Source organism: Paenibacillus macerans, from assembly GCF_900454495.1.
Taxonomy (GTDB): Bacteria; Bacillota; Bacilli; order Paenibacillales; family Paenibacillaceae; genus Fontibacillus; species Fontibacillus macerans.
Genome location: NZ_UGSI01000002.1, coordinates 1,133,638 through 1,145,311, shown reverse-complemented (window position 1 = coordinate 1,145,311; position 11,674 = coordinate 1,133,638). Strand labels below are relative to the sequence as shown.

The 11,674-nt window shown below is 54.6% G+C and carries 14 protein-coding genes; 4 read left to right on the top strand and 10 right to left on the bottom strand.

The annotated features are described in order from the left end of the window. Window position 1: 1 nt before the first annotated feature. From DYE26_RS28245 to DYE26_RS28215, 6 genes are all read right to left on the bottom strand, one after another. On the bottom strand, window positions 2-2,203 hold the full coding sequence (locus DYE26_RS28245; protein WP_036619689.1) for an ABC transporter permease/M1 family aminopeptidase: 2,202 nt from the start codon (window positions 2,201-2,203) through the stop codon (window positions 2-4). Then, complete coding sequence (locus tag DYE26_RS28240; RefSeq protein WP_036619688.1) at window positions 2,200-3,087, bottom strand: ABC transporter ATP-binding protein; 888 nt, start codon at window positions 3,085-3,087, stop codon at window positions 2,200-2,202. The genes DYE26_RS28245 and DYE26_RS28240 overlap by 4 nt, the downstream gene beginning before the upstream one ends. Before the next feature lie 279 nt (window positions 3,088-3,366). Then, window positions 3,367-4,017, bottom strand: coding sequence for a deoxyribose-phosphate aldolase (gene deoC, locus DYE26_RS28230; protein WP_036619686.1), 651 nt, complete (start codon window positions 4,015-4,017; stop codon window positions 3,367-3,369). A gap of 49 nt (window positions 4,018-4,066) precedes the next feature. Next, window positions 4,067-4,648 carry a peptide deformylase gene (gene def, locus DYE26_RS28225; RefSeq protein WP_036619685.1) on the bottom strand — a complete coding sequence of 194 codons (582 nt, stop codon included), beginning with the start codon at window positions 4,646-4,648 and terminating at the stop codon, window positions 4,067-4,069. After that, window positions 4,641-4,832 carry a helix-turn-helix transcriptional regulator gene (locus DYE26_RS28220; RefSeq protein WP_036619684.1) on the bottom strand — a complete coding sequence of 64 codons (192 nt, stop codon included), beginning with the start codon at window positions 4,830-4,832 and terminating at the stop codon, window positions 4,641-4,643. The genes def and DYE26_RS28220 overlap by 8 nt, the downstream gene beginning before the upstream one ends. 69 nt (window positions 4,833-4,901) lie before the next feature. After that, complete coding sequence (locus tag DYE26_RS28215; protein ID WP_036619683.1) at window positions 4,902-5,168, bottom strand: YqkE family protein; 267 nt, start codon at window positions 5,166-5,168, stop codon at window positions 4,902-4,904. A gap of 816 nt (window positions 5,169-5,984) precedes the next feature. On the opposite strand from DYE26_RS28215, the gene DYE26_RS33210 reads away from it, so the two are divergent. Then, window positions 5,985-6,167: a hypothetical protein gene (locus DYE26_RS33210; protein WP_127463452.1), complete on the top strand. Its 183-nt coding sequence runs from the start codon at window positions 5,985-5,987 to the stop codon at window positions 6,165-6,167. A 26-nt stretch (window positions 6,168-6,193) separates the two neighbouring features. On the opposite strand, the gene DYE26_RS28210 is transcribed toward DYE26_RS33210, so the two are convergent. Both DYE26_RS28210 and DYE26_RS28205 read right to left on the bottom strand, forming a co-directional pair. After that, a complete protein-coding gene (locus DYE26_RS28210; RefSeq protein ID WP_036619682.1) occupies window positions 6,194-6,772 on the bottom strand; it encodes a TetR/AcrR family transcriptional regulator in 579 nt (192 codons plus the stop codon). A gap of 4 nt (window positions 6,773-6,776) precedes the next feature. Then, window positions 6,777-7,514 (bottom strand): MBL fold metallo-hydrolase, encoded by a 738-nt coding sequence (locus tag DYE26_RS28205; RefSeq protein ID WP_051985250.1) that lies wholly within the window; start codon window positions 7,512-7,514, stop codon window positions 6,777-6,779. A 180-nt stretch (window positions 7,515-7,694) separates the two neighbouring features. On the opposite strand from DYE26_RS28205, the gene DYE26_RS28200 reads away from it, so the two are divergent. Next, complete coding sequence (locus tag DYE26_RS28200; protein ID WP_036619681.1) at window positions 7,695-8,327, top strand: LysE family transporter; 633 nt, start codon at window positions 7,695-7,697, stop codon at window positions 8,325-8,327. A 37-nt stretch (window positions 8,328-8,364) separates the two neighbouring features. On the opposite strand, the gene DYE26_RS28195 is transcribed toward DYE26_RS28200, so the two are convergent. Next, window positions 8,365-9,081, bottom strand: a complete 717-nt coding sequence (locus DYE26_RS28195; protein WP_036619680.1) for a hypothetical protein — start codon at window positions 9,079-9,081, stop codon at window positions 8,365-8,367. A 107-nt stretch (window positions 9,082-9,188) separates the two neighbouring features. On the opposite strand from DYE26_RS28195, the gene DYE26_RS28190 reads away from it, so the two are divergent. Continuing rightward, the gene (locus tag DYE26_RS28190) at window positions 9,189-9,464 is read left to right on the top strand and encodes a hypothetical protein (RefSeq protein WP_036619679.1); all 276 of its coding nucleotides are present in this window, start codon (window positions 9,189-9,191) and stop codon (window positions 9,462-9,464) included. A 284-nt stretch (window positions 9,465-9,748) separates the two neighbouring features. Here DYE26_RS28190 and DYE26_RS28185 read toward each other — a convergent pair whose 3' ends face one another. Then, window positions 9,749-11,134: an amino acid permease gene (locus tag DYE26_RS28185; protein ID WP_036619678.1), complete on the bottom strand. Its 1,386-nt coding sequence runs from the start codon at window positions 11,132-11,134 to the stop codon at window positions 9,749-9,751. Window positions 11,135-11,284: 150 nt separating this feature from the next. Between DYE26_RS28185 and DYE26_RS28180 the strand changes: the two genes are divergently transcribed. Continuing rightward, a complete protein-coding gene (locus tag DYE26_RS28180; protein ID WP_036619677.1) occupies window positions 11,285-11,611 on the top strand; it encodes a hypothetical protein in 327 nt (108 codons plus the stop codon). Window positions 11,612-11,674 lie beyond the last annotated feature (63 nt).

Sequence of the window (11,674 nt, the reverse complement as noted above, 5' to 3'; positions counted from 1 at the left end):
GTCATCCCTCCCCCTTCATCCGCATCGCCTTCTTCCATTCCCGCAGCCATTCCCTATAAGTAATACTGCCCTTGTCCGCGTTGAATTGCGTGTCCGGGATTTCCAACCCCCGGCTGTAGAAATAGTTCAGCATTTCCTTGACCTGTTTGGATTTGTCTTCATCCAGGGCGGTTTCCACCTCCCGTACCATCCGCAGTCCCACGTTATTCTGAAAAAGATCGGACAGGATTTTGCTCTGGGGTCCTTTCTCCATATCCTCTTCCGTATAATCCGTCTGTTCACGGCAATACACATACCATATCAAGGCGCGAATCTGCGGACGCACATCCGTGTACGAATCCGTAATTTCGAATTTGCCGTCATCCGTTCCCAGGAGCATCCGATACATCAAAGTTTCGGCATCCGTTCCGGAATCTTCTTCCCGGTCCCTGCTCAACCAGTTCATCAGCAGGGTCCGTTCTTCCAAGTTCGTAAGGTTATTGGGAATGTACATGGGCAGCACCAATACTTGTTCCAGCTTGGACCGAAAATCGGGGAGCCAGGAAGTAAAATATCGGTACATCTCGTTACACTCTGCGAACATCTTCTCCACTCTGCGAACGGCATAAGGAGTCGTGACCAGCCGCACCGGCAGCCCGGGATGCTCCAGCTCGACAAATTCTCCGCCGACTAGGCGAACGCCGGTCAAAACGTCGCTTTCAAACGTTTGCCCGTCCCGGCGGCGCACGGATTCCGTCAGGTTGGAAAACAGCGGAGTTTCAAAACCGGAAACGTTCAGGCGGACATGAATCGGCGAAAATCCGTGTTCCCCGGATTCTTTCATCAGCCTGAATTCTTCCGCCAGCCGCAGCGTAGATGCCTCGCCCTTCTTCAGGTACACCGGACGGTCGCCGGGCAGCGGATACCAGGCCATGTACCACGGCAAATCAACGTTTTTTCCCCGGACAAAAGCGTTGTAAGCTTCCTGGGCCTGATTCCGGGGCATATAGTCCATCACCGCCCCGCTGTATTTCATCTCCACTCGAAGAAGTTCCCCGGTTGCGGGTTCCGCAGGCTTAACGGTCAACCGCTCCCCTTGCTGCACAAACGCTGCGGCAGCCCCGGCCACCCGGACGTCCTCAACGCGGAAAGTCCGGTTTAAGGTAAAGGTTAGCTCCGGGCTTCCATGCAGCCGTTTCGCGGGGATTTGCAGCCGGACATTGAAATGAAGACGGTCGTCCGGAGTTCTTTTTAGGTCAATGTCATAACCGGTAATTGCAAAAAACCCGGCGCTCCGGGAAGCGGAGGAAGCTTGGGCGATCAGAAATTCGTTAACCGTGGGGATGCTCGGGTCGAGCTGCTTCGCCTCGTACTCGGCATACCGTTCCCGCCAGATCGATCCGTAGGGAATGAACGCGCCCGCCGCCAGCAGCAGCGCAACACCGGCCGCAATCCAGGAATACGCCCGGCGCCCCGCCGGCCGCAGCCGGTCGAGGATCACCGTTCCGGACGTTAACAGCAGCAGCGCGAAAGCCAGCACAAAGCGGCGGGAGGCGGCCTGCTCATCGGCGATCAAACGCATGCCCCATGTATCGATTCCCAAATCGCCGTTCATCGCCAATTGACTGAGATGAAAGGCGCGCAGCACGTACCAGTGATTCCGGTCCAGCAGGAATATATCCATAAAAAAGGTGCCGAACATCCAGGCGCAAAACGCAATCAGGTAACAGGCCCGATTCGGAATGCAAATCGCCAGCAGCATCGCCAGCGCCAGTGTGACGATATAAGACACTTCGTAGCTGGCGGCGAAATAGCCCGTAAATTCCAGCGTCACCCCGGAAGCAGCGCCGACTTGCGCGGACGCCCAGGCGTAAACCGCCCCAGCCAGTAAAGTAAATAGCGAAAAATAGAGCAAGCCGGCGGCATACTTCGCGGAAATTTTGGCCGCATACGGCACCGGCAATGCCGCACTCCATTCATAGGAAGGGCGCCGGATATCCCGGCGGACCGTGAGCACGCCGAGCAGCATGACGAGGCCTAACGTCATCGTGTGAAAAAGCGCCATATACGTATAGGCTTCCTGGTAAAAATCAGCCTCCCGCACCGCGACCCGCCCGACGAACCAGACCAGCAGCAAAACGAACAGCGCCGGCATGGCCAAAAACCACGGATTGCGAAAAATCATTCGCAGTTCAAACATCAACAATCGCCGCCATCTGCTCATCGTCCCGCCGCTCCTTCCGGGAGACCCGTCCTTAGCAGCGCCAAATAACCGTCTTCCAGCGTCGGCTGAACCGGCGTTACGTCATCGGCAGCCGGAGGCGCCTCGCCGACGATGCGGCACCGCAGCCCGTCCGCCGCCGGCCGGGCCCAAACGACGGACAGCGGATCAAGCCGGGCGAAGTCCCGTTCGGACAAGCGTGCCTCCCATACTTTGCCGCGCCCGCGCTCCTGCAGGTCGTCGAGCTCGCCGGACAAGCGCACCCGGCCTTTGTTCAGGACGGCGATTTGCCGGCAGTTGCTTTCAATGTCGGCGACGATGTGGGTCGACAGCAGCACGATCCTTCCGACGCTGAACCGGGCCAGCAGATTGCGGAAGCGGACGCGCTCTTCCGGGTCGAGCCCGGCCGTCGGTTCGTCGGCGATCAGCACCCGCGGCGAACCGAGCAGCGCCTGGGCGATGCCGAGGCGGCGCCTCATGCCGCCGGAGTAGGTCCGCACTCTTTTTCCGGCTTGATTCTGCAGGTTCACCTGTTCCAGCAAAGCAGCGATTTCCGCCTTCCTCCGTTTTTTGTCCTTGATCCCTTTCATGACTCCGGCAAAATCGAGAAATTCCGCCCCGGTCAGCCCGGGATAAGCCTGAAACTGCTGCGGCAAATATCCGATCATGCGGCGAATCTCCTCCGCCCGGGTCAGCGGAACGCCAAACAAGGCCGCTCCGCCGGAAGTGGGGGCCGTCAGCGCGGCCAATATCCGCAGCAGCGACGATTTCCCGGCTCCGTTCGGCCCGAGCAGGCCGACCATGCCTTCCTGCAGCGTCAGCGTGACGTCGTCAAGCGCCCAGCCGCCTCGCATATATTTTTTGGATAAATGATCAATCTGAATCATAAGCTTCCTCTTTCTGCCAGAGCTAGGTTGGATCGCTCCGCGCGGGCGACCTTCTGTTCCTGTAACGGATGCCGCCGCAAAAAAGTTTAACCTTGGAGGGCAAAGTTAAAAATTTCCTGACCCCGGCGCAAAAAAGGGTGCCGATTCCCGCGTTCGCTTTGGAATGGCACCCTGTTTTCCATGATATGTTTTATTCGGGATACGCGGGTTTGTCCCGCGCGCTTTCGCCGCCGGGCAGCCCGGCTTAATCGCCGCTGGCGCCTATGGACAGCTGCATGCTTAATAGTCGCTTGCGCCGCTTTGACCCTGGGCGATCGCCACGCCCGCGCTCGTTCCGAGGCGCGTGGCACCGGCCCGAATCATCGCCTCCGCGTCAGCCAGCGTGCGGACGCCGCCGGAAGCTTTCACGCCCACGTCCGGTCCGACCGTTTGGCGCATGAGCGCCACCGCCTCCACCGTGGCTCCGCCCGTCGAAAATCCGGTGGACGTCTTGACGAAGTCGGCCCCGGCCGAAACGGAAAGCCGGCAGGCGCGCACGATTTCCTCATCCGTCAGCAGGCACGTTTCGATAATGACTTTCACCAGCGCCTTGCCTTTCGCGGCCTCCACGACGCCGGCGATATCGCGGGCGACCAGCTCGTCGTTCCCGTCTTTTAAAGCGCCGATATTGATGACCATATCGACCTCGCCGGCCCCCTGCCGGATCGCATGGGCCGCTTCGAACGCCTTAACTTCAGGCGCCGACGCGCCGAGCGGAAAGCCGATGACCGTGCATACCTTTACCGGCGAGCCTTGTAGCGCCTCCGCGGCCGTTTCCACCCATACCGGATTGACGCAAACCGAAGCGAATCCGTATTGCTTCGCCTCCTCGGCCAGTTTGAGAATGGCCGCTTGTCCCGCTTCCGCCTTCAGCAGGGTGTGGTCGATCATGGCGGCAATTGATTTTGTTGACAAATGAACTCCTCCGTTCTCGATTCCTTTAGTATAAGCTGGAGATCTGCACGCCGCTCGGCAGCTTGAACGGGTGCTCTTTGTTGATATGATCGTAAAACATGATGCCGTTCAGATGGTCGATTTCATGCTGCATCACGATCGCGTCGTAGCCTTTGAACCGCAGTTTGACCTCATTTCCCTGCTCGTCGTACGCCTTGACCTGCACCTTCTCGTAGCGCGGCACAAAGCCCTGCACCGGGCGGTCCACCGACAGGCAGCCTTCGCTTTCCGGCAGATAAATCATCGCGGTCGAATGGCTGATGATTTTCGGATTGTACATGGCGATTTCGCGGGGATGTCCCTGGTCGTCGGTCAGCAGGGCGGCAAACATCCGCTTGTTCAGACCGATTTGATTGGCCGACAGGCCCACGCCCGCGCGCAGGTTGTATTTTTTGGCCGTCTCGGGATCCTGGCTGTTTTTGAGGAAGCGCAGCATCGCCGCCATTTCCTCGCGGTCCTCCTCGGTGGGAGGAACGCTGACCGGCTCGGTCACAACGCGCAAAATGGGCGCCCCTTCGCGAACGATGTCATCCATCATTATGATGTAATCGCTGTTGAATTTACTCATAAATAAACAAATCATCCACCTTCGTCTGTAAAATTTGCGCAAGCTTGAACGCAAGCTCCAGCGTCGGATCGTACCGGTCGTTTTCCACGCTGTTGATCGTCTGCCTGGCGACGCCGCAGGCGGCGGCCAGCTGCTGTTGGGTTAACCCCAGCCGCTTGCGGAACTGCTTGATTTTATTGTTCAAGGGCATCCCCCAAATGTCAAAAGTTTTGGACTAATCAAGCGTAACATGGGCCAAACCCGGTTGTCAAAGTCAGGATTTAAACTTGTGCCAGTCCATATCGCTCGTGTTCAGCAGGTGCTCGAAGTCGTTGTCCAGCCGCTTTTGCTCGGCCCGGCGGGCCTCCTCGGCCTGGATGCGGGCCTGCTCCTTGCGCGCTTCCTCTTCTTTCTTCAGCTCTTCAGCCTGGGCTTTCAGCTTGGCGATCGTATCCCCGCCCAGCAGGTCTTTCAGCGTCGCCGGTTTATCCGCGGAGGACGCCGCGGCCTGAGCGGGCCGTTGTCCTTTTTTCTTTCCCATCACGTTTCACCTCGTTTTCTTTAAAGCCTCGCCGGTAGACAGCTCCAAAACAGCGTTAGCTGTTAATCCGGTTTAGCGTCACTTCGCTAGCAACGGACATGGATGCTCCTATTCCCCAAAAAAGGCGGGTTTCACTTTCTAACGGACCGAGATGCGCTTATTTCCCCGAAAACGGCTGGAAACTTGCGCTGAAATGCCAAACAAGGTCAACTGTGTCCGTTACATCGCAAGACATCACTAGCGGTGCATTTAAATCTGGCAAGATACATTTGCTGAGCACACCAATTTTCTAACGGTTGCCACAAGCGCTATTTGTTCCAAGCCCGTTGATTTCAAATTGTAACGGTTGCCATGGAGCTTATTTCGCTGAAAACCGGTAATTTTTGCTTGGATCAGGCAAATAACGGCGCTGGCAACCGTTAAAATTTAGAAAAGGTCTTTTTTCGGCAAATAGCCGCTGCTGCAACCGTTAGATGATTTCGGATAGCTTTTACGGGAAAGCTTGAGCAAAAGTTAATGCATCGCCAGCGGCATGACATTCCGATCCCGCCGAAATAACGGCGCTGTGGTCCGTTAAAATGCGACGCCCCTCTTCTGCCGGGTTGAAAAATAAACCGTTCGGTTCCCTTCAACTCCAGCTTAAACGCACGTTATCCCCGGGGCGATCCACTGGTTTATGCCTAAATTATCACCGTCCTCCGGAAGGTTGTCAATGGAAGGAATGGCGGAAGAACGGTGATAAGATAGCGGAATATAGCGCAAGTACAGCGGAAAGACGCGGAGGTTCGTAGAGAGGCGGAGGCGGAAGGGCGAACATTGGAAAAGCGATGGAGGGTGCAAAAGGCGGAAGGACGTACCGTGGAAGAGCGGTGGAGGGCGGAGCAGGCGCAAGGGCGCATTGGTAGAGCGGTGGAAGGCGGAGGATCGCCGAAGCGTCGTCGGAGGATCGCCGGAGGAGCCGGCGTCAGGGAGGGGCCGGCCAACTCCGCCGATCATTAAAGGGGCGGCCGATATGACCGCATCCGTCAGTTTCTTTCGCCCCCCAAACGCTCCAGCCCCCCAAGCAGCAAATCGAGATTGAAATGCAGGCTGTCCCGCACCTCCAGCGGAAGTCCAAAGCTTCCCTGCCGATCTAGCGAAGCGAAGCCGTGAATGAGGCTGCGGAGGCCGCGCACGGTGTGGAGCGCCTGCTCCTCGGTCAGCGGAAAGCCGCCGAGATAACGCAGCGTCAGCGCGACGATGCGGCCGGAGGCTTCCTGCAGCTCGCGTCCCTCCTGGCTCGGGGCCATTTGCACGGCTTCGTACAGCCCGGGATGCTCGTGCGCGAAATCGAGGTAGGCGTCGGCAAAGCGGCGGACAGCATGTTCGCCGCTCAGGCCGCCAACCTCGGCCACGATGTGTTCGTACAGCCGCTCCAGCGCATATTTGGCCAGCATGGCGCGAATCTCGTCCAGCCCGCTGACGTGATTGTATAAAGAAGGCGGCCGGATCCCCAGCTTCCGGGCGACCGATGAGATGCTGACGGCAGCGGCTCCCTCGGCGTTGGCCACCTCTACCGCCGCCATCAAAACGGCGGTACTGTCAAGGCCGATTCTTGGCGACATGCCGCTACACCTCCCGCGGCCGGCGATCCGCACCGCCCGCAAGCGCCCGCTCTGCGGCGCGGATGGCCCGCTCCAGCGCGGCGCCCGGCCGCTCGAGCACATCGCCGTGCCCGGCCGCCAGCAAGGACGGCTGCAGGGCGGCCAGCTTGCGCGCGCTGTTAAGCGCCGCCGGCTTATTCCAGGTGGCCAGCGCCGGGAACGGGAACAGCGGGCGGACGGTGCCGCTGACCGCGATGCCGGCGCGCGTCTGAAAGGCGTCGCCCACGATCAGCGCGCCGCTGCGCGTGTCCAGCAGCGAATACGAGCCCGGCGTGTGCCCCGGCGAGGCTACGGCGAGCAGCGAGCCGATGCGCTCTCCGTCCGTGAACAGGACGTCGGCGCGCGTGTTCAGCCGCTTGGGGACGCCGCCGCGGATCGGCGTTTGCGGTTCGCCTGCGTCGAGCGTCACGTCGCCGCTCATCAGCCGGGCGTCCCGGGCGGAGACATGCACCGGAACATCCGGGTGCATCGCCTTCAGCGCGTCCAGCGCCCCCACATGATCGTCGTGAACATGCGTCAGGACGATGCGGGCAAGCGGCTTGCCGGTCGATTGCACCGCCCGCAAAATCCCGGCGGCGCTGTAGGGCAAAGCGGCGTCGATCAGCGTAACGCCATCCTCCTCCTCGACCAAATAGCAATTTACCGGAAAAAGCCGTGGAAGAAACGACAGTTGCGTTAACTTTCCATACTTGCGGATTCTCATTATTAATTCCCTCTTCCCCAAACTGGTTTACGAAAATGAATTCTCCAAAACTAAGACCTTTAGTTTTAATTTAAACTAATACCATTAGTTTCGCAACTGTTTTTTTTTAGTCGTACAAGCCGCATTTTCCGAATAGGATGTACAAGCACGATAAAATCGCAGTCTGGAGGGAAGGGTTGAATGAACAGTTTCATCAGCTACGTGCTGCTGGGGTTATCCCTGTCCGCGCCGATCGGCCCGGTCAATGCGGCCCAACTCGACAAAGGGATACGCGGCGGTTTTTTCCATGCCTGGTTTGTAGGGATCGGGGCGCTTGCCGCCGATATTTTATACATGCTGCTCGTATACTTCGGCGTTGTTCATTTTTTGAACACCCCGTTTATGAAAACGTTCCTGTGGCTGTTCGGCTTTTTCATCCTCACTTATACCGGCATCGACAGCTTAAAACAGGCGGGAAACATCCATTTGAACGAAATGCGGGGCGGCGAACCGCTGATGAAATCGTTGCTGTTCGGATTCATGATGTCCGTCAGCAATCCGCTGTCCATTTTGTTCTGGCTCGGCATTTACGGCTCGGTGCTGGCCCAGGCGGCATCCGCCGCCGGAACGCAGGAACTGATCGTCAACAGCTGCGCGATCATTTCCGGACTGATCGTTTGGGATTTGGCGATGGCCGGGTTCGCCAGCGTATTCCGCAGATTTCTGACCGACCGGATTCTCGTCGTCATCTCCATATTGTCCGGCCTGTCCCTGATTGGCTTCGGGATATACTTCGGTTACGAAGCCGCGCTCCTGCTGGTATTAAATCGATAAAAAAAAGCCAGCAATAGCTGGCCTGACGTAAGTAATATCAATATTTTATTTTCTTTATCAGCGTACCATTAGGTTCATATGCCTCTCCTTTATAGGTTTTCCATTCAGTGATAAGGCTATATGTCACCCAATGGTGGGTTTTATATAATTGAAAACGTATTTTTTCTCCATCTTTGATTTTGGTTGTACTCTTCCATTCAAGAGTGTTCTCATGGCCTATTTCAAAGCCTAATTTAGCTTCTAACGCATCTTTTTTTACAATACCAAAAGTCCCATCCCATTTATTATAATCTTTAGTGGTTTCGGAAATTTCAAAATCATCTGGCCCATATACATAAAACTCTTTGTACAAATCCTTTTGTTTGTCATAGTGTCCATTTCCATGGTCCCAAGTTGCTATTCTTGGGTAATCTGCTTGCGGTTTAATGATATTTCCGGTGTTAGGATTTACACTACTAATATCATTGGGAATATATTCATACTCAATACTAACTGGGATTTCATCCTCCCCTTCCTCTTTGGCTATTTTTTCCAATTCATTTCTGTCAGTGATAGTTATTTTAGCGCTTTCATTCAAGCTGGCTTGCTTCAATAGTTCTTCGGGAACTCTTTCTGCATTAGCATCGGTGTTTAAATCAGTAATCGACTGTCCTGTTGAATTAACGATTTCTCTTGGCTCCGCATAAGAAGTCATTGGTAAGAAAGCCAGGCAAACAGACAACGACAACATTGACAACAGAAATCTTTTTTTCAATTTGCTTCCTCCTTTTATTTATATTACATTATTAGTATATAATGGAATCAGATTATTGAATGTGATATTTTCAATATAATGGAATAAATAACTATGGAGGAATATAAATGAAAAAAATCAAAAAATATTTACTTACATTTTATTTAATATCACTTGTCATAATTGGTGTGTTAAAGGTTCCTGCAACAAGAAAATGGGGGCCAAATGGTACAATAGACTCGATGGAATATGTACCTATTTGGAAAGTACAAGATACTTCTACAATTGATGGATACGTTCCATTCTATCAAATAGACATTACCAGAGTCTTTTTAGAGGTTATTATTTTAACTCTTATTGTCTATGTTCTGTACTTGCTATTTTCTTTAAACAAAGAACAATGAAAAATTGAACATCTGTTGTAATGAAAATTTTTAAAATACAAGAAAAGGGCGAGACAAAATATAATTCCCGGTTTAGGCTACTTGTATAACCATATTTTTTCGCCCTCTATAACAGGATAGATGTATACTTTACAAGCCACGGATTTCATTTAATAAAGAACTATATAAATTGACAGAGTTTTAAAGCTTGTGATGTAGTAGTACTACAAGGTCAGTTCAGTATTTTAAGGCGCTATATAAAGTGCTGAACTTAAGAGGAACGGCCTTTTTGATCAGCACTTTAATTATGTCGTGCGCTTCGGGCGCAGCACCAGCGGTTTGCCTTGCCGCCGTCTTGCGATTTTCCGGCGCTTCCAAACGGCAAACTGCATAATTAGCGTGACCATGCCGATGACGGCAATAAAAATCAAGCTGCCCCAAAAACCGGAGCGGCTTGTACCGTGGAATAGTGTACCGAGCACCGCAAGCACGATAAGCGTCATGCCCGTCCAGCGTTTGATCCGGCCAAACGCGCTGAACTTCAGCAGCCTGCCCGCCGTGACCAAGATGAAAAACCAGTTGTAAAGCAGCAGCAATCCGGCAGAGGTGGTAATGTACTCGTAAATGCGCCCGGGCATCACGAACGACATCACAACGGAAGCGGCCAGCCCGGCGGCGGTCAGGCCGATCGCGTACAAAGGCCGTTTACCCCAGGCTTTACGGGCGAACAACAGGGGCGCATCCTTGTCTTTGGCCAGGGTGACCAGCATCGTCGTTACGGCATACAAGGAGGCCACCATCGTGGAGAATCCGGCGACGATCAGCACACCGTTAAAAACATGCGGGATAAACGGAAGATTGTAATTCGCCAAAGCCGTAATGAACGGGCTGCGTTTCGGATCGATGGCCTTATACGAAATGAAGGTCAGCGCGAGCCCGATCGACAGCAAATACACGATCGCCAGCAGCACCAGCATCACCGTGCCCGCCTTCGGCGCATCCTTCGGGTTCCGTAGGCGCACCGCCAGCATGCCCATCACTTCAATACCGCCAAAGGCATAAAACGCGAAAATAAACCCTGACCACAAACCGCGGTAGCCGGTAGGGAAAAAGGTGTCCGCCGTATGCGGAAACGCCGGGGCTTTGCCGCCTCCCGGTATCCATCCCATGAGCGCCGCCCCGGCCACAATCAGGAACATCAAAATCGCGGCGATTTTGATGACGGACAGCACATTTTCCATCGAATCGAATACCCGGTTGCCCAAAAAGATAACGGCTAATCCAAGCACGGCATAAATAATCGCAAAAATCCACATCGGCATGCCGGGAAACCAAAACCGCGAAAACAGGGATAAAGCGGTCAATTGGCTGCCCATGATAAGCAGTTCGGAGCACCAGTACATCCAACCGCTGGAAAAACCGGCCCAACGGCCAAACGCCCGTTTCGCATAGGAACGGAAGGACCCCTTCTCCGGGCGGTCCGCCGTCATGCGGGCCAGGACCTCGAACACCGTATAAGTGCCGATGGCCGCAAGGATAAAAGCAATCAGAATCGACGGTCCGGCCATGCGAATGCCGATTCCCGAACCCAGAAAATACCCCGTCCCGATCGTGGACGCCACCCCAAGCAGGGACAGCTGCCACCATCGGAGGGTCCCCTTTTCTTCCTCTTCGCCCCTCGCTTCTGCCATTTCAGTTCCCTCATTTCCGTAAAATGTATGATCAGGTCTTTAGCCACTTCTTTATATTGCAGCCGAATCCCGGGAAATATGTAAGCAGCGTTTTACCGCAAAATGGCCTGTGATATAATAAGTCACATCTCAAAGAAAAGAGGCTTGGCCATGGCTTTTGGCGTGACACGCGAAGAACTGAACGAATGGAAACGAAACGTCGCCCGCGGCGACATCGCCTATTTGACCCATTATTGGCTGGACCCGCGTTTTCCCGGCGCCAAAACGGTGACGAAGGTCGGCTGCTCGGACTTGGGGCGCCTGGCCTCCTGGTGCCGCGAGCACGGGCTTGACCCGAAATATATCCATAACCGCTCGCCGTTTCCCCATTTCGACCTGATCGGCCCCAAGCAGCGTGAAATTTTGCGCAAAGAAGGGCTTTGGTCGCAATTGGAGCGGTTTAAATTGAACGGACCGCCAGAACAAAAATCCACTTAAAAGCAAGGGGCGCGTAAAAGGAACTATATACCACTCCCACTCCCGCCACGTTACGATATAAGG